Source organism: Colwellia piezophila ATCC BAA-637, assembly GCF_000378625.1.
Lineage (GTDB): Bacteria > Pseudomonadota > Gammaproteobacteria > Enterobacterales > Alteromonadaceae > Colwellia > Colwellia piezophila.
The window spans coordinates 463,267-487,451 of the sequence record NZ_KB905160.1 but is presented as its reverse complement, the minus strand read 5'-3'; the positions used below and the strand labels follow the sequence as shown (position 1 = coordinate 487,451).

General features: G+C 40.3%; 11 protein-coding genes. 5 read left to right on the top strand and 6 right to left on the bottom strand.

The features are described 5' to 3' along the window. Positions 1-386: 386 nt before the first annotated feature. Positions 387-1,895, bottom strand: a complete 1,509-nt coding sequence (locus F580_RS0102175; protein ID WP_169338290.1) for a sulfatase family protein — start codon at positions 1,893-1,895, stop codon at positions 387-389. A gap of 310 nt (positions 1,896-2,205) precedes the next feature. On the opposite strand from F580_RS0102175, the gene F580_RS23765 reads away from it, so the two are divergent. The 5 genes from F580_RS23765 (at position 2,206) to F580_RS0102150 (ending at position 9,556) form a co-directional block, all read left to right on the top strand. Continuing rightward, positions 2,206-3,912, top strand: a complete 1,707-nt coding sequence (locus F580_RS23765) for a sulfatase family protein (protein ID WP_019026056.1) — start codon at positions 2,206-2,208, stop codon at positions 3,910-3,912. 1 nt (position 3,913) lies between these two features. Further along, positions 3,914-5,377 carry a sulfatase-like hydrolase/transferase gene (locus tag F580_RS0102165; RefSeq protein ID WP_019026055.1) on the top strand — a complete coding sequence of 488 codons (1,464 nt, stop codon included), beginning with the start codon at positions 3,914-3,916 and terminating at the stop codon, positions 5,375-5,377. Positions 5,378-5,502: 125 nt separating this feature from the next. After that, positions 5,503-8,259 carry a PKD domain-containing protein gene (locus tag F580_RS0102160; protein ID WP_019026054.1) on the top strand — a complete coding sequence of 919 codons (2,757 nt, stop codon included), beginning with the start codon at positions 5,503-5,505 and terminating at the stop codon, positions 8,257-8,259. A gap of 129 nt (positions 8,260-8,388) precedes the next feature. After that, positions 8,389-8,607, top strand: a complete 219-nt coding sequence (locus F580_RS0102155; RefSeq protein WP_019026053.1) for a hypothetical protein — start codon at positions 8,389-8,391, stop codon at positions 8,605-8,607. A gap of 727 nt (positions 8,608-9,334) precedes the next feature. After that, a complete protein-coding gene (locus F580_RS0102150) occupies positions 9,335-9,556 on the top strand; it encodes a TIGR02922 family protein (RefSeq protein WP_019026052.1) in 222 nt (73 codons plus the stop codon). A 247-nt stretch (positions 9,557-9,803) separates the two neighbouring features. Here F580_RS0102150 and F580_RS25305 read toward each other — a convergent pair whose 3' ends face one another. The 5 genes from F580_RS25305 to F580_RS0102125 all read right to left on the bottom strand — a co-directional run bounded on the left by F580_RS25305 (position 9,804) and on the right by F580_RS0102125 (position 24,081). Next, the gene (locus tag F580_RS25305; RefSeq protein ID WP_019026051.1) at positions 9,804-14,672 is read right to left on the bottom strand and encodes an immunoglobulin-like domain-containing protein; all 4,869 of its coding nucleotides are present in this window, start codon (positions 14,670-14,672) and stop codon (positions 9,804-9,806) included. Between the two features lie 123 nt (positions 14,673-14,795). After that, on the bottom strand, positions 14,796-15,038 hold the full coding sequence (locus F580_RS0102140) for a hypothetical protein (protein ID WP_019026050.1): 243 nt from the start codon (positions 15,036-15,038) through the stop codon (positions 14,796-14,798). A gap of 366 nt (positions 15,039-15,404) precedes the next feature. Continuing rightward, positions 15,405-20,000 carry a hypothetical protein gene (locus F580_RS25300; protein WP_019026049.1) on the bottom strand — a complete coding sequence of 1,532 codons (4,596 nt, stop codon included), beginning with the start codon at positions 19,998-20,000 and terminating at the stop codon, positions 15,405-15,407. A 137-nt stretch (positions 20,001-20,137) separates the two neighbouring features. Then, positions 20,138-20,809: an outer membrane beta-barrel protein gene (locus tag F580_RS0102130; protein WP_019026048.1), complete on the bottom strand. Its 672-nt coding sequence runs from the start codon at positions 20,807-20,809 to the stop codon at positions 20,138-20,140. Beyond that, positions 20,809-24,081 carry a putative Ig domain-containing protein gene (locus F580_RS0102125; protein WP_019026047.1) on the bottom strand — a complete coding sequence of 1,091 codons (3,273 nt, stop codon included), beginning with the start codon at positions 24,079-24,081 and terminating at the stop codon, positions 20,809-20,811. Before F580_RS0102125 ends, F580_RS0102130 begins: the two co-directional genes overlap by 1 nt. Positions 24,082-24,185: the final 104 nt, after the last annotated feature.

The window sequence follows — 24,185 nt, the reverse complement described above, 5'->3', positions numbered from 1 at the left end:
TTTAAAAGTCATTACAAGTAGCCCTATCCAATAGAGCTACGGTCAATTAAAATAGCTAGTTTTGCTCTCAATCACACACGCCAGCTATTGCTCAATCGAGCGGCTTGTGCTGAAATTTTGTCCTGAATACAACAAGATGACAAACTTAATGAACTTGGTCTGCCAATAGTACCGAGTCCTTCATTAAATTACATGCCTATGCACTTAGCTCAGGATCGTCATGCACGTGGTGTTTTAATCGGACGTGCCCTGGATGGCACTTATTAGACAATGCATGGAGCTTATTGTCCTGAAACCAGTGTATAAATAGCAATAGATCTTCTATCAGATACTTCGAAGATGACGTTTACAAAGACTTCCTGAGTAAACTAGATAGACATGTTAAATTATTCAACATAACTTTCATCATAAAACTGATAATCTTTATGATTATGCAAATGTCGTTTGATATTTTTTGGCTTCAGGTATTGTTTTAAAAATTGCTTACCACGTTTACTGTTGAAATAAGATAAATCAGTCGTTAACGGTGGGTATTGTTGCAAAATTTCAGCAAATTTATTTGCCGCTTGAGCATGTTCAGCTTGACCACTAACCAATTGATAACCTTGTCCCCAACGGCTATCACCGGTTTTATATAATCGTCCTTTAGGTGTGCCTAAAATAGGATTAACCACCTCAAGTAAATAATCTTTTGTTCTCAGTATTTGTGAACCGGATATATAGCCATAAATCCATGGTCTATGACTATCGGTTTTACCGGTTAAATAGGGTTTAAGGCTTTGGCCATCAAAATGATAGTCTGCCGGCAAATAAGACTGCGCGTTAGCAAAGTCTATTAAAGTCGGCATGATGTCTGCGAAGTCAGTCAGTTCGTCGCTCAAACCTCTTTGTTTGATACCCGCGCCCGCCACTATATGTGCAACTTGCACGCCCTTTTCTACTCCTCGGGTTTTTGCCTTACCAGCAGTGCCATTATCTGAAGTGAAGATGATGATGGTATTGTCACTAATGCCCAAGTCCTCTACTTTTTGCAGCACTTTGCCCACCAAGTGATCTAGGTATTCATTAAGTGCTAAAAAGCGTTGCCACTCAGCCTTTTTGTCTTTACGTTGACCTAAAAAGCCAACTTTGCCATTATGCGGTGTACTGGGAAAGCCTTGTCGTGAACCGTGTGGCGCTACCGTTGGCCAATATGCTAAAAAAGGTTGCTTGGCTTTACTCTTGCGTTCAATAAAGTCCATGAGAAAATTTGCTTCGATATCTGGACCAAAATCATCCGCTTTGGTATTCAGCAATTTACCATTTTCAACATAAGCAGGATGCCAATAACGCGAGGTGGTTTTTTTATCTTCATGTAAGCCGGTAAATTTAGCGCCACCGGGTAAGGCATTTATATAATGATCCATCTCCCATAAGGAGTATTCATCAAAACCAACCTCAGCCTCATAAGGCATTTGTTTACCCGCATGCCATTTACCGGCAATAGCGGTAGCATAACCGGCCTGTTTTAATACCTTGGCAAAAGCTAAGTTATCTTTGTACAAACGTTTATGACTGTCATTGAGCCAAACCATATTATGATAAGCGCCCGTGGTATTGGCATAACGTCCAGTCATAATTTGCGCTCTTGATGGCCCGCACATTGCTGTGGCATAAGCGGTTTTAAACATTACCCCTTGTTTGGCTAGTCTGTCTATATTGGGGGTTTTCGCGGCATTACTTTGACCATAGGCGCCAAATATATCAGGGCTAACATCGTCAGCCATGATTAGGATAATATTAGGCTGGTTAAAAGCGGTTGTCTTGACCACTTCAGCGGCGAAGACATTAGCAACGGCTAAAAATGTTAGCGCTACCAGCAAACACCATGAGAATATTTTTTTTAGTGAGACCAACAGAATGTACTCCATGCAAGATCAATAATGACCTTTTAAATATAAAAGAACACTATCACGATAAAAGAACACCTTACTATAAAGGCAGTCATCTTTTACAAAACTTTACATAAACAATAACTAAGTAAAACTCAAATCACTTGCTCTGTGTAGCACAAATGCATCAGTGCTCTTGGTACTTCCCTGCTAGCTTTAGAAAATCGTAGTAAAAACAGTCAAAAATAATAAAAATGATTATAGGCTTTTTATTATTGTAGATTTACTATACATTCAGTATTACTACATATAAAAACACATAGAATATAATGGAATGAAAAATCATTTTCAGAAATTACCAGCAAATATTAAAAACATAACCCTAACTATAAACATAAGCATTGCTTTCGCCCTTTTTACTCAAGGTTGCTCATTCATAGAAACAACAAGTGACATTGAGCAGGCAAGCAAGCCTCAGCCTTACGTTCAACAAAATCACCTTCCGCAACACACTCAACAAGCAATAAAACCCAACATTGTTGTTATTCTGGCCGATGATTTAGGGTATGGCGATCTTGGAGTTTATAACCGTGACAGCAAAATTCCAACCCCTAATATGGATGCTATTGCCAAGCAGGGCATACGATTTACTGATGCCCACACTCCCTCGGCTGTTTGCACACCAACGCGTTATGGTTTACTCACCGGACGTTATGCTTGGCGTAGTCGCTTAAAACGTGGCGTATTGTTTGGCGAATCACCGGCGCTTATTGAACAAGGTCGTATGACCATTCAATCCATGTTGCAAGACAAAGGTTATATAACTGCCGGTATAGGTAAATGGCACTTGGGTTTAGGGTCGGGCCTAGGCAACAATGGAAAAACTGATTATAGCCAGGCACTCAATCCAGGTCCGGTTAGTTCTGGTTTTGATTATTATTTTGGCATCCCGGCTTCATTAGATATGCCGCCTTATTTATATTTTGAAAATGAAAAAGTAGTGCAAGCGCCAACAGCGCAAGTTAGCAGAGGAAAATTGGCGCGATATGGCGGTAAAGGATTTTGGCGTGAAGGTGCTATAGCTCCTGACTTTAGCCACCTTGAAGTACTGCCAACACTAGCCAATAAAGCCGAGGCCTATATTGCTGAGCGAGGTAAACAACCACAGCAGCCGTTCTTTTTATATATGCCCTTGCCTTCACCCCACACTCCTTGGATACCGAAAGCAGAATTTGTCGGAAAAAGTAATGCCGGTGTTTATGGCGACTTCGTCTACCAAAGTGATGATGTTATTGGCCGAATAATGAAGGCATTAAAAGATAATGGCTTAGCCGATAATACCTTAGTGATAGTCACTAGCGATAACGGCTCTCATTGGAAAACAACGGATATTGAAGAATTTAATCATTTAGCCAATGCCCATTGGCGTGGCATGAAAGCCGATATTTATGAAGGTGGCCATCGTGTACCTTTTATTGCTTCTTGGCCAAAAAACATCCCTGCTGGCAGTGTTAGTGATGAAAATTTATCGTTAGTGGATTTATTAGCCACCTTTGCCGCCATTGTAGATAGCGATTTGCCTGATAATGCCGGTGAAGATAGCTATAACCAGTTAGCGACATTGATGGGTGATAAAACTCAGCATAATGTCCGTGAAGCGACGGTTTATCATGCCGTTGGCGGTATGTTTGCTATCCAACAAGGTCCTTGGAAATATATCAAAGGACAAACTTCCGGTGGTTTTGGCTCAAAAGCACAACGCAGAAAACTTTTAAAAGAAAATCCTAATCTGCCTGCTGGGCAACTCTATAATTTGGCGACTGACCCCGGTGAAACAACCAACTTATTTCTTGAAAAGCCAGAGAAAGTTGCACTGTTAAAAGCGCTATTAAAACGTTATCAAGAGCAAGGTTATAGCCGGCCACGCTCTGTTGATGATAAGTCTATAAATAAAGAGGTTGTTGATGAAAAGTCTATAAATGACGAATCTATTAATAAAAAGTCAGTTAATCAACAATTGACAAATAAAGAGGCTAATTAGCATGATGAATAAAACGTTGTTATTCGCTGCTATTTTCCTTAGCTGTAGCCAAGTAGTCGCACAACCAACGCTGCCTCAACAGCCTAATATCATTATCATCATGGCTGATGATTTAGGCTATGGCGATCTGGGTAGTTATAATGGCGTACAACAGACGCCTAATTTAGATCAGTTAGCCCGTGAAGGTATGCGTTTTACCGACTTTCATTCCAGTGGCACAGTGTGCAGCCCTACCCGTGCGGGATTAATTACCGGTCGATACCAACATAAAACCGGCGTTGATGGTGTGGTAAATGCCGATCCTAAACATCCTTCTCATGGCTTTGGTGTTGATCCAAAAACACAAATCACCTTCCCTAATCTAGTAAAAGCTCAAGGTTATAAAACAGCATTATTTGGCAAATGGCATGTCGGTTATCAAGAACGTTTTCATCCGATGAATTTTGGCTTTGACCGTTTTGTTGGTTTTTTATCCGGTAATATTGACTATATTTCGCACTACGATCGCATGCACACTTATGACTGGTGGCACGATAAAAAATTGGTGGTTGAGCCGGGTTATTCAACTCAGTTAATAACCAAACATGCAGTTGATTTTATCCATGATAATAAGGACACCCCCTTTGTTTTATATGTTGCTCATGAAGCCGTACATGATCCCATGCAAGCACCAAACTCGGCTATCCAACGCGGTCCGAATAAAGTAAAAAAAGACTTTAGTTTAGATAAAACAGAGATATTCAAAGAAGTAATTACTGAACTCGACCGCAGTGTCGGTGATATTGTTAAAGCAGTAAAACTCGCCGGTCTTAGTGACAAGACCTTAATACTCTTTACCTCAGATAACGGGCCAATGAAACTATCTTCACCGGGTCCACTTAGAGGTAAAAAAGGCAGCTTATTTGAAGGCGGTCATCGTGTACCCACTATCGCTTGGTGGCCAAAGGTTATAAAAGCGAATACGGTCAATGAACAGCTCACCATTTCATTAGATATTATGCCAACCATTATTGAACTGACCAAAGCTAAGTTACCTAATGGCCATAAGCTTGATGGTATTAGTTTACTGCCAACACTGTTATCTGATGACAACATAGCTGATAGCAACCTAGCCAATAAGAAAAAACCAAGAGAGTTATTTTGGCGCAATGGCGGCTTGAACCTAAGGGCGACGAATTTATTAACCAAGGATAAAGCTAAAGCAATGCGCGCCGGCAAGTGGAAATTAATAGTCAGCCCTTATTATCGCAATACCAGTTTATATGATTTATCACAGGACCTTGGTGAGCAGCATAACGTTGCCAAAAAGCATCCTGAAATTGTAAAAACAATGATGGCAAAAGTAAAAGCTTGGCAAGATGAAATGTTGCCTTTTTTACCCTATAAAGTGCTGCCTTATCAACTAATAGCTAATAAAGTAATACCTGATCAACTAGTACCGGATAAAGTAATGGCGCAAAAATGATAGCACTGAGCAACTATACCTATGTCCCCTCAAGATTCAGGATTCAGCTAGTATTAGCAACACCTTTAGGCAATGCCTTGATGGAAGGCAATGGGTAAGTAATGATAAACGTATTGGATTAACAAATGATGAAAATAAATAAATTTAGCTTAGCTGTACTCACCTTAACCACCACGCTTGCCCATTCAGGGGCCTCTTTAGCCACCGATTACTACGTCAGTACCGGCGGCAGTGATTCAGCACAAGGGTCTTTGAGTTACCCGTTTCAAACTATATCTAAAGCCGCCGCTATGATGGTGGCTGGCGATATAGCCTACATACGTGGCGGAGTCTATCGAGAGCAGGTTAACTTAACTGAGTCCGGTGTTGCCGGCTCACCCATTCGATTTGAAGGCTATCAAAACGAACAGGTCACTATCACTGGCACGGATGAACTCTCCGGCTGGATTCAACATGCTGGTTCTATCTATAAAACCACCGTTAGCAGTGAGGTAACTCAGCTATTTGCTAATGGCAGACAAATGGATATGGCCAGATGGCCGAACACGCCAGATAATTTGTTAAGCCATAATAACGCTCATGTTGATGCGGCTGATATGTCACCTACTAGTGATTCCCCTTGGATTGAAGGCACTGATATACCCAGTGGCGACTGGACTGGCGGCAAAGCTTGGTTTATTTCTAAAGCAGCTTGGGGCTCAGTGAGCACCACCATTGCCTCTAAATCTGGTAATCGTATTTATTTGCATGAAAACCCGAGCAGCCACTCTAAACTAGAGCCCGAAGCCGGCGGTTCATTTTATCTCTACAATAGCCTAATAGCACTCGATGTTGATAACGAATATTGGTATGACGCCACAAGTAATACCCTCTACTTTCAGGCAGCTGGCGGCAACAACCCAGACTTATTAGCTTCAGTTGAAGCTCGCACCCGTTATTATGGCTTAGATTTTGGTAATAAAAGCTTTATTGAAATTAGAAATATTGATTTTAAAGCCGCCAATATCAAGATAACTGGATCGAATAATATCATTGAATACAGCAAGATAGAATATGCTGGCCCTTATGTTGATTCAGTGACTTGGGGCGGAAGTAAAGGCATAGAGTTGTCCGGTCATAATAATACGCTACGCTTTAGTGAAATCAGTAACTCATGGGGCGATGGTATTACTATGCTGGCCTCATCTTACGATAACGTAGTTGAAAATTGTCTCATCCATGATGTTAACTGGTCTGCTGGTTGGGGTGCTTTAATTAATGCCAAAGGCAAAAATACTCGCGTGCAATACAATACCGCGTATAACGGGGGTCGCACGGGCATAAGACATTATAATTTTGAAGGCGGCAGCATCGATTATAATAATGTTTTCAATTATGGTTTCCTTACCGCTGACTTAGGCGGCATAAAAACCGGCAATAACCATGCCTTAGATACCCGTATTTCTTATAACTGGGTACATGATCAACAGGCTGTTAAATCGGCTAATGGTATTTATCTAGACACAGGTACAGAAAACTTCACTGTGCACCATAATGTCACTTGGAATACCGGTAAAACAGGTCTACGCGCCAATAAAGACGCACTGAACATGAAGTTTTACCACAATACGTTAATTGATGCACAATGGGCCATGGGCCACTTTGCACCAAATGGCGAGATATACGTTAATGTCGACACTCAAAATAATATTGCTACAACAGCCCCATTCCTCGGTAATATCTTGCAAGATAACATGATAGACACTACTAATAACTTCGCCTTTGCCGGTTACAGTTATGGTGATTTTCGCCTCACCTCAACATCAAGTGCCATTGACCAAGCAGCAGAAATTTCAGGTTATACCGATGGTTACAGTGGTCTATCTGCAGATGCAGGTGCCTATGAGTTTGGCGGCAGTGAAGCAAAATCTCACTGGATGCCTGGAATCAGTTGGACCCCCGAATGGAATACTGCGCCGGTAGCCAGTTTCACTGTTTCAGTAATTTCAGATATGCCGGTTGATTCTAGTCATGTTAGCTTCGATGCAACAACGAGCACAGATGCAGATGGCACCATTAATCGCTATTTTTGGGACTTTGGCGATGGCAGCTTAGGTGCCGGACAAGTGATTAGTCATCAATATCAAGATTCGGGTCACTACACAGTAACCTTGACAGTTAACGATGCGTTAGGTGGTAAGAATAGGGTTAGCGGCTCCAATAGACCTGATGATGGCAATGTTGACAGTGACGGTGATGGCCTGCCCGATGCTTGGGAAGTCGATAATCAACTTAATCCCATTGATGCTAACGATGCCGCTGTAGATAGCGATAATGATGGCTTAACCAATTTTCAAGAGTATCAGCTCAATACTAAACCATTGAATGCAGACAGTGACGGTGATGGCCTGCCCGATGGCTGGGAAGTCGATAATAAACTTAATCCCATTGATGCTAACGATGCCGCTGTAGATAGCGATAATGATGGCTTAACCAATTTCCAAGAATATCAGCTCAATACTAAACCATTGAATGCAGACAGTGACGGTGATGGCCTGCCCGATGGCTGGGAAGTCGATAATCAACTTAACCCCATTGATGCTAATGATGCGCTAGCAGATAACGATAATGATGGTCTGACTAATTTACAGGAATACCTACAAGAGTCAGATCCCAATATTGCTGAGTCAGCCAAAAACACAGATAGCGATGAAAACAGCGTACCAGATGACGGTTCAGAAAATACTACTGATGACCAAGATAACAATGCACAAGATGAAACGTCAACAACCGATAACGAAGCTGACTTAGTCGATAGCGATGGTGCGACTTCTGGCGGGGTTTCAGCCTGGCTAATATTATTACTGTGTTTAAGGCGATGTTATCGATTCATTTATCAATAATAAGAGAATGTTAATGAAGTAAGTTTTACTAGCCTAGAATCATCGTTACCTTTTCCTATTCCTGAACAAGCACAACCCGCTTTAGCCCTGATCCCTTTTAGCCAAACACTTAATCAACAGCACATACAATTGCAAGGGTTAGAGACTGGTCTGTGGGCTTTATATATTGATAACATTGAGGTAGGTAGCTACTTAGCAGCAACCCTTGATACTGGAATAAATTTAGCCGAAAACACTAAAACACCCATGTATCAACAAGCACTGCAAGTGGCCAAAAAAAGCTATCTAGCAAGTGAGTGGATGCCAACATTTTACGAGGAATCACTTGGATTAAAGCCTTTTTATTAAGAGACGATAAACTTAATATTAACGATATAATCGCTGTGAAAAATTATCTAAATGCCAATTTACCTAAAAAAGCATTTCAGCAAAAATAAGCCAAAATTTACTTAACCTCAACTCTGGATAATGAATGTTAATTTTTTTAAGTACTTATTTATTATCAATCACATAGCATAAACACCTATGCTATAAGTTTATTTATTCGTCTCAATATTGATAGTTTTGGTGAAAACAAGGCGGTATTACGTACCCAATAACTGGTTATTGGTAGGAATACCAACGCTGATATCGCCTAAAATAGCTTTTTGAGTAACTTTGCTTATCCAGAGTTGAGGTTACTTAGCTAATTATCAGCGGGAAGATAAAATAGAGCAACAAGTGTTCACTTTATTTCAACAAAGCTATAAGTTAAGCCTGCCAAAAACACATACATTTATTTTTCGTAAACTCTAACTGCTCACTTATTTATATTTGATGGTATAAAGCAGCACCGTTACTACTTTTCATGATTAGTAGAAGTTTTTTTTATTGCCTGCTCATTATTCCACAAAGGTATGACCTCTTGCTAATCCGTTGTTTTACCGGACTAAATAATAACGTGCTAATAGCATATAATCATGGTGACAAAAACAGCAGATATTGTATGAAAACCAAACTTTACTTAACTACCGCCCTACTGTATGTTTACATCTAAATGAGCACGACATGGACGTATCCACTATAGAGAGTCCATATGAAAGAACAAGATCTTAGCCAAGTTACTATCATTTATTATCATGAACAATCTCTTGAGTTATTACACCTGGTTGGTTATTTCCCCAAAAAACAAAATGGCAGAGTAATTCTGTCTGATACGTTTAAAAAGGGTAAGTCAATCATCGCGGTCTGCGAAGGGGAAATCAACATTATGAATAAGATAGGCGACCGTATTTTACCCATGAGTAAAATAGCGTAACCATGCCATATCAATGGCTAATACCAATAACTAATACCAATAACTAATACCAATAACTAATACCAATCATTACCATATCTGTAATTTACGCTTATCAAGCTTGTCGCCCGTAATGCTGAGATTTACTTTTGCTGAAACGGGTTAATTAATCCGTTTGGTATTACACCTCAACCGATAAAACTAAAAGGGCTAGTGTAAAATACCAGCCCTTCATTATTTAGTTCTCTATTTTCAGCTGTTTACTGGCCTATTCAACAATAAACTGCCAACTATCGCCAACGTGAACAATACCATCAACCACCACGTCAACCCGCCATTGATAGCTTTGACCTGAGACTAGCGTCACATCAGCTAACGAGTGAATGTTTTGTTGTTGGCTATAGCTACCTACAAATTCACCTTCAAAGTAAAGCTGATAATCAATACTTGCCCCTTGATCATCTCGGGCGACACGCCAGATTAAATCAGTGTCGATTTTAGCGGTTATTTGACTGTTGACGGTTAAGCTATTATCTAAAGGAATAGGATGACTGGCCTTAAGTTCACGTTTACCGGGAATTGAGTAATAGTTGCTACTTGCTGCATAAGCACCAATATAATCAACATTACTTGGTAAGCCGTCATAATCACCATAACCTACGGTTTTAGGAAACAAGTCAGTATTGCCAATATTTGAGCCCGTGCCAATTAAGCTAGTGGAGTCTAACTTGGGACGGAAATCATAATTATTGGGGTCTCGCAGTAATTTTTGCACTAGATTTTGATATTCAGCTGCAACTTCATTGGTTGTAGTATTTGCATTGGTTTCAACATTGGTGCTACCGGTAGCCAATATTGGTCCACCTATGGTTGCCAAACTGTCATTTCGATAGACCCTAGGACCAATATTACCCAGGATAAGCGCGCTCAAGTTATTGGCGTATAAGGTAGCAACACCTGCGCCACAGCCACCTGCATCGATATCATCACCAACACACAAAGCAATATCAGAGCCCGCATCATTACTGTCTTGGGTCTTTTTAGTGTCATTGTGAATTACCAACCTTGGAATAACAACACCGTCGGGCATTTGTGTGATCGGGTTAATATAATCTAAATCAACCACGGTATTGTTATAAATACGCTGTTTCCAGCCTTTAAAAACTAAACCTTTATTACGAATAGTGACATTATGATGCGCATAAGAGTCCGTGCCCCATTGTGAAATTGCCGTTGGTGGCCATGCGGCATCAAAACGCAGCCCTTTCTCTTTATGATCCATGGTCCAGTTATAAGCGGCAGCCATGTTATGACCACCACCAAGTAAGGCACCATCAGTTTGTGCCCAACCGGCATTTTTAATATAGTTATAGCGAATATCACTGCCGGCTCGACCACGCAGCGCTTGCGAGCAAGCAGTATTAATCAGGGTGTTATAAGTAAAGTTAGTGTCGAAGCCCATATAGGTATTCACCGCTGCTTGATGAGACCAACCTTCAGCACAAGTATAATCGACATTTTCAAAGTGATTATTACGAATAATGCTGTCTTTACCATTTAAATGCAGTGCTGGTGAGTCGGTATTAGTGACGGTTGAATTAATAAAAGCATTACTGACCGAGCTATATTTATCACTGGTTTCTGTTTCATAGTTATTGATGCCAGAAACATAAACATTGTCTGGTTCAACATCAATCAATTTAACTACTGCTGAACGATTCACGGCATTAGCCCATTTTTTCAACATGCGTTTAGAAGCGCCGCCATAATTAAAATTGGCATTATCTATAGTGAAATTTGAGCAAGATTTACACTTAATAGTTGTCGCAAAAAAGTTAAGGTTTTTAAAGGTAACATTTGTTGCTTTAGTCATTTCAACAGCGTAACTTTGCACTTTCACTCGAACATTTAAGTCCCTTGGATCAACATCATCCGGGGTTTTAAAATAGATTGTGTGATTATTTTTATCAAAATACCACTCTTCTTCGCTATCGAGTAACGATAAGGCACCTTCTAAATAATAATAATGATTTTTACCATGATACTCAGGTGAAAACACATGAGTAAATTGGTTACTTCCCGGAGTGTGGGTTAGTACAGGACGTGTCCAAGTACGCCAGTGACCATAGTTTAAGATGGCCATAGCACCCGTGGCATCAAAAGCTTGCTGAGCAAGATCATGGTTCAAACTAGCCTGCCCTGCTGGTTGATAACTCACTTGCGCATCGGTTGTTACCCCGACGCATTTCTGCAGTATTTTACTATCAACACTATAACTTTGAGCTAATAGCCATTGCTTTTGTACCGAGCCTATATTGTCCATTTCCCAACCCGCCTCACCATCAGCAAAGCGGCTAAAACAGGCTTGATTCAACGCATTCATAGTGCCGGAATAACTGAATTTCGCTAAGTCTTTATGCTTCATTATTGGGTTATGACCCGTATCTGTCGCTTTCGCCCATACCGAACGCGAATAAATACTACCGTCAGTAAATTTGGCATTAGGCCAGCGCGCTGGCACCATTTGGCTATATTCACTACCACTAAATGAGTCAGCTTGTTCAATAAATAATTGCCATATGTTACTCGTGGCTGATAACTGGCGCTGCCAAATACCATTAACTTGTTGCCACTCGTTTATAGCAAGATCATCAACATTAACCGTGCCATCAAAAGTAACCAAATTATTACCCTGGGCATCTGTTTCGCCGACAATCAGGATAGGCTCATCTGAGCTACCACTGGGTTTATTATTTGGCAGAGTCACCCCAGAGGAATAACTACCAGCGGGTATGGTAATAACATCACCAGGCTGTGCGTTCAATAATACCGCAGCAAGATCAAAAGGGACTAACCAAACACTGGCATCTAAAGGCTTATAATCATCAATATCGTTATAACCGTCATTATCATCATCAAGATCAACGATATCAACAATTCCATCACCATCAGTATCGAGCAAAGTAAGCTCTTTTAGCATTACCGCCTTACCTGAATGATTCACACCACCATCAACAAAGGTAATAAAGACATTTCCCTCACCGGTTAACGTTAAGCTATTTGAGCGAGTACTTGCTTGTACAATCGGAGTGATATCACTACCCATGAGTTGTTGCCAATTTTCAGCGCTGTATTTTGCCAGCACAGTTCTGTTTTCAGCAATAGCATCTATCGTTTGTGGATCAGTATAAACAACATAAATATCACCAACATCATTGACAACAATGTCAGTGTTGATAGGAGTACCTGCTTCGTTAATACCATGTTCGGTTAATACATGATTAAAGCCTTGTTCACCCATAACACGCCACTGAGTGCCCATTAGCTTATAAACAGCAGCCTTACCTTTAGTATTAGAAAACCACACTTTGAAAGCATAAAAGTCCCCCTCACTGCTTGATGTTAATGAAATAGACGAGCCTGAGCCTAAACCTGAAGTTGCTAGCCAAACGTTGCCATCGTAAACAACTGTTCGTGCCGCTTTATTAGCATCATCGGAGTTGCGATAACTTAAAGCAATGGATGAGCTTGAAGAAGGCACAAAGTCAATAACGTAATCGGCACCTACTTTGCCAACATTAAACGAACTGCTGCCCACTGATTGCCATTGATTATTTTGATAACTGATTAGGGAAAAAACCGAGGCTTGACCATAAAGTAGGTAAGGAACATCCTGACTATCAAGAGCAAATTGTAATGAGTCAACATTACCGGTAATAGTAGGTGCAGTAAAACTTTGCCAATTATTTGTTACTAATCGCGTTAACTTAACTTGGTTGTTTTCTATAAAGGCAGTGTAAACGGTATCATCACTAGCAATAGCAACTTGTTGATAACTCGCAGCTTGGGTAGATAAAATACCATCATTATCACCCAAATTTAGCCAGACACCTGCAACTTGCTTTTTTATGCGAGTAACATTAGCGTTCGATTGATCTTGAAATACTATATAAGCGTTGTCAAAACTATCAAGAGCGATATCCGTAAAATCAGCAGCACCCGACGAGACATAACTTAAATCCGACAAGGCGGTTGTGTGCAACTGAGGGGCAATTACTTGAACTTCGCGTTGCACGCTAACAGCATGGCCGGCACTATCAACCACAGCATAAATCACGCGGTAATGACCAACGGTTTGCATATCAACAGCACTCGTATCAATAGTAATTATATCGCTGATATCACCCTCAATTTGATCAAACGCGGTAGCATTAAGTTCCGTATATGTTTGGCCTTGCAGTAACTGTTGGGGATTTGAGCCAATTAAAGAAAGAACAGGGGTTGTGTCATTGGCAGCAGCAACATTAATAGTACGGTTGGTAACCGCTGTATTGCCGGTTTTATCGCTGACGGTGTAGCTCACTTGATAACTGCCAACGAGTTGGTTGTTCAGTGCTGATGAATCAATAATAATATTATTTGTTAAATTGCCATCAACCTCATCAAGTGCTGTTGCGCCGAGCTCAAGGTACGTTTCACCTAGTGTTAACTGTTGTGGATTAACACCCAATAAGGAAATAATAGCGGCACTGCTATCGAGAAGACCCGCAGCGACGACATTAACAACACGGGTTACTACGCTAGAATTTTCGGCGGCATCATGTACGGTATAACTCACCTCATAACTACCTATGCTATCGCTGTTAACCGCTGAGGCGTCAATAACAATATTGTTACTCATATCACCATCGCGTTCATCTACCGCTGTCGCTCCTAACTCAGGGTAAGCTTCACCTAACGTTAACTGCTGTGGGTTATTACCCACTAAGGAAATTAGCGGCGCTGCACTATCAATTTCGCCTTGTGCTATCACCCTAACCGTGCGACTGGCAGATGCTTGATTGCCTGCTTGGTCGGTAACACTATAATGGATGCTATATTGGCCGATGGTATTAATATCAAGGGCAGAAACATTGTTAATAATGGCACTGGTTATATCACCATCAACATCATCAAAAGCAGTTACACCAGGTTCTTGGTAACTTTGTCCCTGAAATATGTCCACCGTTGCACTGCCAATTACCGTAATTATCGGTACGGTTCTATCAACAGCTTGCTCAGGCGGTGAGCTTTCTTCGCCGCCACCACATGCAGTCAAAAACAGGCTGCTCATTATTAACATGTCACGATACTTCATTTAGTTTTTCCTTAGCCATTGGATGAAATATCGACAACATCGATACTTGTAATCATTTTTTTATAATTTTTAGGCAAAAAAAATCCGCTAAATAAACGGATTTACAAAATTGAGCTATATGCCCTACTTCTTAGCGCGAGCGGCCCACAATTGTTTCATCTCAACTTTTTTACTTTGATGACAGGCCTTGATATCGGCACCGTCATTTGATTTTTTGACACAGTTTTTAAAGCTTTCAATGACAACTATTTCTTCATTTGCACGGTTTACTTGTGTATCTATCGATTTTTCAAGACCGGTATTAGCGAGAGTAATCGTTGATATCAGCGTAAGAGCACCTGCAGTGATTAGTAATAATTTATTCATAATATGTTCCCCATAAATTTTATTATATTAATATACCTAAACACAATAAAGATTACATTATATATAAACATACATCAATTGATATTGTGAAAATTTTAATTTACCTTGAAAAACAATAGCTACCTATTATTACTTACCCATAAGAACACTGAGCAGTATTGATAAAAAGTAGTAAAACCATCAATACGCCATCAAAAAAACAATAAAAACCAAATCATTCACTACCGCCATCATTTGTACACTTAACCTATAACAAGACAACAAAAATTGATTACTAACTACTGCCGCTCTATTAAAAACATCCGATATCACCGGCATAAAAAAACCAGCAAATGCTGGTTTTTAATTAACGGCTTCAATGTGCTATTAACTATTGCGTTTACGTCGAAATAAACCAAACAAACTTGTAAAAGCGAGTAACCAGCCAAACGAGCCAGCACTACTATGCTGATCTCCCTCAGGCTTATCAGCGACCACAGAAGTTACGGTTAGCTCTACTTGCTGTTGAACACTACTAGCACCCGCTGAGTCAATAGCAGTAACAGCAAAAGATAAAATGGTAGTTTCTGAGACAATTGGCGCGGTAAAGTTAATGGTTTTACCACTCGCATCGTCAATGTTTACCGTCTGTTCACCAAGCTGTACCCATTGATAGCTAAGTTCATCTTCATCTGCATCTGAGGCAACAACGCTAATAGAGACATTTTCACCCGATACAGCTGACACAGGGATAAGTGAATCTATTGTCGGCGCTCTATTCTCATCTTGTGTCGCCAAGAAACCAGGATCTTCAACACTACCATTAGCCATACCATCAGCATCATTACGACCGCCATCTTCAATGGTTAATTGAATACATTGGTTACCCGCAACTAAGCCGTTTGCTTGACCATCAGCATCATAATATTCCGCTGCACTCGGTATTGGACAATTACCAAATTCATCTTTCATCGCCGAGGCTAAACTATTGTTTTCATCTTCGGCAAAAGTAAACCAACCGTTTTGCGGAGTATATTTACGATACACTGCACCTGTCGGAATAGTGACATCTGTAATGATATTTTCATATTGAACAACGTCTTTATCATTAACTACAGGATTACCTTCTTCATCAATCTGCACTTGTTTAACGACATTAATTAATGGCATAACAATCGAAACAGAGTCTCCATTAACCGCTAAGCCCTCAACAATAAAGTTAGTGACTGTGGTTAATGGATTTTTGAATTTTTGTTCTATGTCATCGTTAATGCTTATTAAACCGTCAGAATTTGGTGGTAAATTAGGGGTTTGAGCCGTTGTGCCACTGATAACCGAGCCGTCTGCTTTACGCTGCAGTTTAGCTTGAGCAAACTGGCCTAACTTAAAAGACAAACCTTCGGTAACCCTTAAAGCACCACTACCCGTTGAGCTATCGACTCGTTTAATGTTAGTGTCGCCACCGGCAAAATAAAGTCGACTGTTATCATTTTCAAAACCTGAAAACTCATTCACATCGGCAATGCCATCCTGATCAGAGTCAATCATTAAAGTAGCATCAGCGACAAACTTATCTACCGGCAATAATATTGAAGCATTGGCTTGATATAAATCGTTGGTATTGTTTTCTGTAACACTAACGCTGATTTGATAATCAAGAGGGTCTAGGTTTGAGGCGTCAAATACAAAGGTTTTCTGAATATAATCATGTTCATCAACTATAACTTCAGTTTCAGTTTCAGTTTCAGTTTCTAGAGTAGACTCGGTGTTTGCATCCGGAATATTAACCAATAAATCATTGCTGACAGAAAAGTTAATATCATGTTCATCTAGCGCATTAACATCTTTAACAACGGCAACTACTTTGACATAACCTAAAGAGGGTGTAATACGACTTACTGTTTCATAATCACCTAGCCCTACTGCACTTTCTTGTTGTAAAACTAAGCTCACCCGAGGTGTTTTATTTTCCGCAATGACTTTAGCCGCTAACTGAGAATTAGCTAAAATACTGACATGCTCAGATTTAAGTAAAGTAATAACAATTTCTTCACCGTGCACCGCATTTTCGCTGATTTCAATAAATAAGCTTTCAACAACTTGCGGTGAACCTTCTATAACCTCACCATTGCTGGCTTCAGATGCAGATATAGCGGCAGTAACCGTCAGTGAACCTTCAGTAACAACACCTTGCACATCAATGCTATAGTTAATTTGGCTTGAATCCGTTGGAATAGCACCTAGCACTCTCAGTGGTATTTCTACTTGAGTTTGACCTGGCTCAACCGCTAAGCTGGAGTTAATTTTAACTACGGGGTTAATATGTAACTTAACGGGTTTAGTGACCGTAAAATCTTCACTGTCGGTTACCGTTAAGATTATAAGATTATTATATTGACCTGAGCTGAATTCTTCTTCGCTAAATTCTACTTTGCTATAGCTAATATGCTCTTTTGCTATTTCAATATCATCATCAAGTAAGTCGGTAACCACAATATTTAAAGCGACTATTTTGTCGGCAATCATGTCAGCGGTGATATTTGTTAGATGATCTGTGGCATCGAAACTAATGACCAGTTCATCTTCAGGGAAGCTCGGCTCGGTACAATCACCAGCAGTTAAAGGACAAACAACATCAACACTATCATTTAAGCCATCACCATCTGAGTCAGCATTATTAGGGTTAGTTTGCAAAGCCACTTCTTGGCCATCAGTCAAACCATCATTATCTGAATCAGGATTATTAGGGTTAGTTTGCAAAGCCACTTCTTGTGCATCAGTCAAACCATCATTATCTGAATCAGAATTATTCGGATCGGTTCCTAGAGTTAGCTCTTGACCATCAGTTAAACCGTCGTCATCTGAATCGGCATCATTGGGATCGGTGATAAAAGTAATTGTGCCATCATCAGCGATGATGACTTCATCAGCATCATCAATACCGTCATTATCTGAATCCACTGAATTAGGGTTAGTGCCTAAGCCGTACTCAACGAAATCAGTTAAACCATCATCATCTGAATCAGGGTTAAGTGGGTCAGAGCCAAATGATTTTTCTTCACCATCAGTCAAACCATCATCATCGGTATCAGGTTTAAGTGGGTCTGTACCGTCTACTTCCTCAGTAGCATCACTGACACCATCTTCATCGCTATCAGTATCGGCAACAGTAGGATCGGTGCCCGCATCCACTTCCGCTTTATCATTAACACCATCACCGTCGGTATCGACTAAAAGCGGATCAGTTCCTAACTCTGCTTCTTCAAGGTCAGACAAGCCATCATTATCATCGTCAGTATCGGTAACATCCGAGATGAAGTCACCATCAGTATCAAGTGGTTTATCATCCTTGTCTAGCGGGTCAGAGCCAGCAGCGATTTCATCAGTATCCAAGTACTTATCATTATCGTCATCGGGATCAACGTCATCCTTAATACCATCACCATCAGTATCAGGGCTATCATTGGCTGGATTATTAATCAGGGTAATTGTAATATCTTGCTCGGTGGTGTCACTATTAGCCGTTGCCGAAACGGTCAGGTAATATTCTAAATCTTTCGAAGAAATTTCCTGTTCGGCTTTAAAGCTAATTTCGCCCGTCGCATCAATAGTAAATAACTCGTGATCTGCACCTGTTAACGCATAGGTAATGGCATCACCATCGGCGTCATCGGCGGTTAACTTGCCAACAGCCGTTTCGCCTTCGTTAAGACTATAAGAGACAGTTTTATCTGAAGTAATTAAGTTTGCGCGCAGCACATAGGGGTAATTATTATGCCCAGTCCCCCCAGATCGTAACATCAATAATGGCCGATCGTAACTGTCGATAGTGATATCAATAGAATTATGAGATGTTTGTAGAGGGTCAGAACCGGTTTTCGTTACGCTAGCATAATCGTACGGTATTTCTGTCCAAACATTGTTGATCAAGGTCGCCATTTGTGCATGTTTTTTCGTCGTGTCATTGTTCATTTGCTGAAACGCGATATAAGGCACATTTTGACTATCAAACGCTAAATCGATCAAGTTGCTACCAACTTGCTTGGTACCATAAGATTCCGCTAGCGGAAAGGCAATGTCATTACCTATTTGAGACCATTCTAGCGCGTTAGAACTATCAACGCCAAGTTTCCACATGCCGCCACTAGCTGGGCCATTATAACCGAAGGTTAGCAGGTGCAAATCATCATTGGCATCGAATACAGTACGTATAGATATCGATGTAGGTGGTGATGATAAAGCTTCTATATGTTGCCATTCACCCATGTCGTCTTGAAAAGCGATATAGGTTCTGTTTTTGATTTTAGTAGCATGTGTTGTGTTAAAATGGCGATACACCACATAGAGTTCATCTTGGCTATTAATCGCTATATCAGCGGCAACAGTAACTGTGGTGTTTGTTTGTACCACCAGAGGGCCAAGGACAAGGTCTAAACTAGTGCCATTTAATTTATAAATGTTGGTTTTACCATCACTACCAGCATGTAAAATATAAGGTGTGCCTTCGCTATCCAATTCCATTTTCACTGACTTTGACGTTGCGGTAACTGCTTGTTTGGCAACTTCCTGCCAAACTTGACCATCGGCACTGGTTTTAACAATTAAATTACCCTTTTCAACAAAGGCTAACACCAAGCTATCGTCTTTCTTACTGACACGAATTTGTGTAAAGGTATTAGCTGTTGCTTGGCTTGATTGTTCACCTAAAGCTGTTACTTGCCCCTGCGAGAATTTTGATACATTTACGATATCTGCCGATTTAACCGCATTTTGATAGGAAGTAAAAATGCTGTTTTGGCTATCAACTGCTATCGAAATATGTTCAGAGTTTGCATTTTTAGGATTAAAAAGTACCTTTAATTCACTCTCTAATACACTATTTTTTATAAACACGGGTGCTGCCGCATTGGCCACAGCAACTGGCGCCATTATAAATAAGGCTGCCGCTAATTTGTTGTACTTGTATGGAAATTTAGTACTCATGTTTGTCCCCTAACGCTTATTGTATTTGGCTTATATAGCAGCTAATGCTGTCATTATTTTAATTGCCAATTGTTTAAACTGAATATGTTCAATATTGAGCTGGCCATGAGTTCGACCAGCGCTAAATTTAAGTCGTTTTAAAAGTGATAACCTAAACGAATACCCGCCCATTGCGAGCCAACACCGTTTATATCGTAATAGCGGTAGTAGCCACCGACTTCAAACTTATCAAAGAAGTAACTTAAGCCAAGTCCGCCATATTTTTCTGTCGAACTCTCACTGGTTGTTTGGGTGTAATAAATGGGCGTTTGGTTTGAGCCAAGGTTTAATGTCACCTGGTATTCACTTTCTAAAAACAATACACCCGCATCAACAGAGGCTACTAAGCTTGGTAGAAGCTCATAACTGTAGACCACACCAAAAGTATTACCATTGCCATATTTCGGTCCTGTTTTAGCGATATCTTTGATCAAATCGTCTGTGTATTTACTGTTAACACTGACATTGTATTCAACATCACCAAAGTCAATATAACCAACAGTCAAAGCGAAATGTTCCGTCAACTGATAACCAAGCTCTAACTGTATGCTGTTGTGTGGTGTTAAAACCTCAATAGAAGTCACCTCATGTCCAAGTGCCGTTAAGTCTTGCAAAGATTGCTTACTTGAATCCGTTTCAAAAACAACACCGATGTTACCTTGTATATACCAAGGATTTTCTTTCTTAGCTGGGGCTGCATAAGCAGAATTGGCAATCAATAAGCTCACGGTGAGTGCACTTATCATTTTAGTTGCAGTAAAAAGTTTCATTAGACTTTCCTCTTAGATAAACGTGCACCAAATATTAATCCGAAGAAGGCTAATAGCGCTCCTCCAAATGACCCACCGGTGGATGTTTGCTCAATAGATTGGTTTTCATAGGCTTGTACATTAATACCAACCCTAGGTAGATCTTTGTTTTTAACGTAGTAAATTTCCCCGTTGGTATCGGATACGGCAAATTCGAATATAACTAAAGACCTATCACCAGTAGCAGGTGTATAGATAAAGCCATTTTGTGTTTGCGTTAACTCACCTATACCCAACTCGCCATCTTTATCGGCAACAATCTGCACGCTATCTGGCACTAAAAACACCGTATCACCATCAACATCGACTGCTGGCACATAAGCCATTAAATTAATGGAAATGGCTTTATTTTCTTCGGTAGTAAAATTTTCAATGTGTTCAATGGTTGGTGGCGCATTAGTATGTTCAACAGTTAGATCAACCGTGACACTTTCTGGGGCTTCACCATTAAAACCATAACCTGTGATGGTAAAGCTATAGTTACCTTCGTCGGTATAACTTGGTGTGCCAGAAACCAAACCTATATCAGGGTCAAAAACAGCCCATGAAGGTATACCTTCAATTGAAAAAGACTTTCCAGCTTCCCCTTTAGGGGTAAACTCATACTTTTTATCTTCAGCGACTGTGGTTATGTTCGCTATGGAGATATCAAGATTTTCATTGACATTATGCGTATTGGGATCATCTTGTTCATTGGTTTCGGTACTTAAATAGGCATCTTGAAATACATCATTAACAAACACCGGCACAAGGTTTAATGGCACATGTTCGACCGTAATGGTAAATGGGTAATCCACCAGTTCACCATCAAAACCATGGCCGGTGATCATACCGCTGTATTCTCCCGACTGCTCATAGCTTGGTGTGCCCGTGAGTTCACCTGTTGACTCATCAAATGGTTGCATCCATTCAGGTTTGTTTTCTATGGTAAAGGTACGCAAAGCAATGGCGGTATCGGGTATTACACTGTATGCAACTTTTTCGTTAAGTATTGTTGAATAAGCTTGCGCTGGCGTTAATGGCGGTACTTCTACTTCAGGATTTTCCGCATCAATTTCACCATTAAAGACCACATTCATTTCAATATCACTGACCGTAATAACAATATCTAATGAGATAGGATCTGAGCCAGCGGCACTGTCATTGGGGTAAGCGGTGAGCGTTAATGGGTAGTTTGTTACTTCATTTTCAGCTTGTCCGGTACCACCAGAAATATAACTGACCTTGCCCTGTTGAATTTGTACTTCACCGTCAACTTCAGTTTCTGTAATAAAACCACTGGCATCAAAACCGGTAACGCCATCGGGTAAAGTACCCGTTACTTCAAAGTGGTCAATTTTACTTTTAATCGCTTCAAACGGGATTACTTCATTTTCATTTATATTGATTGCACAGCCGGTATCAGGGCAAGTAGGAAATACTTTAAACTCAAAAGGCCTGCTATCTTTAAACTCTTCAACTTCTTGAAATTCAACTCTTACTGGCAATTCACCACTAACACCACTGGCATTAGTTGCCTTTACTTTAAAGCGATAACTTGGCACGCCAAAATAACCAACATTGTCATTAATACCATCATTGGCTTGTATATCGTCTTCACCGTTACTGTAACGCCCGTCGTCAATAAACTTTAAACGAAGTTCATGAGTTACCGGGTCAATTTCAAATAAATCAGCGGTTTTTAAATCGTCTTGAATATCATCATAATCAACTAATTCAAGGGTAACCGGCGAATCAGTTTCAACATCAAAACGGCCAAGACCGCCTAGGTATTTAGTGTCCGCAGAGCGTTCATCTAGGGTGAAAAGCATTTCATCGTTGGTATTATTTTCAACATCGGCGCGCAATACCTTGGTTTTACTGCTGCCACCAACATCTTGATAAGTCACATAAGCTCGGTTGTACGAGTCAAAAACAACATCATTATATCTATGGCTATAACTATTGGTAGGTACGATAATATCGTCGCCAATGTCCATTTGTTGCCAAACATCGGTTAACTCGCCATCAATTAACAAACTTTCAAGGCGAAGCACACGAATGCGGTTTTTAGGTAGCGCATCACGGGAGTTGATATCTTGATAAACGATGTAAGGCGTACCTTGAGCATCAACATTAATTTTTATATCTGCGGGTATTGATGAAAAACCACCGGTTTGAAAGGGTACGTTAATTTTCTGACCACCAATAACTTGCCAGTCATCTTCATTATTGTCTGAAGTAAACTTAGCCACCGACAAGCGTGTAGCAAACGATTCTGCCAAGACATACGGCACGTCATCTTTCGATACGGTAAATTCTAGGGCACGAATCGATTGGCCTACACCTGAATTGGTTGCTAAGCTGGTGCGCGTTCCTACTGTAGTCCAGATATCATCAACTAGTTTTTGTACATAAACCTTATTGTTATCTAAACCCAAAGTACCATTGTTAAAGGCCAGATACGGCACATCGGCTGAGTTTAAAGCAAAGCTTGCCTGGGCAACACTGCCCTTAGACTTAACACTGGTAATAGCACGGTCACCAATAGTCGACCAAGTACTGCCAGCGATATCATATTTAACCAAAGTTACATTGGCTGTAGAGCCACCGCCAGCGCCATACAGCACATAAGGATTGTTATTTGAATCTAATTTAAAACGAAGGAATTGTGCCGATACACCATCAGTTTTAGCAACTTGTTGCCACGAGGTAGCCATGCCATTTTCATCAATCGCCAACTTTTCAATAACCACGGCACCGTTTTCATCGACATAGGCAAGATGAGGTTCATTATTAGTGCCCATAGCAAGTGCTAGGGAACTATTCTTGACGATGGTGGCATTTTTTTCATCTTTCTTTGCTAATAACTCCACCGTTGAAACTGCACCGGTAGTATTTTCCGGATTGGCAGAAACCCAGACATTATCAACTAACTTCATTACATAGGCTTTATCATCATCGTCTGATATGTAAGCTGAATAAACGACATTATTTGCATCAAGTACTATAGCTTGTTTAATCGCTTTAGCCGTTGAGCTAACCCCTAAGGTGATTACATCGTCATCATTATTATCTTTAGTTATAATTTTGCCGGCGTTAACTAATTCATCTTGCTGTATTGAATTATTTAAAAATACCGCTTCTTTAGCGTTAACATGGTTAGTCGCTAAACTAGTAACGAAACTAACGGGTAGTGCTAACAACAATGCTGCTGCTATTTTTGTTCTTTTTAAACATAAGTGAGCATTCATAATGGCTCCCCTTTATTTACATTTATTTATGGTGTTTTATTGCCCTTTGGTCTAACAAGATCATCAGGCAATAAAGCGCTTTGTTATTTGCTTTCTGCTTTAAC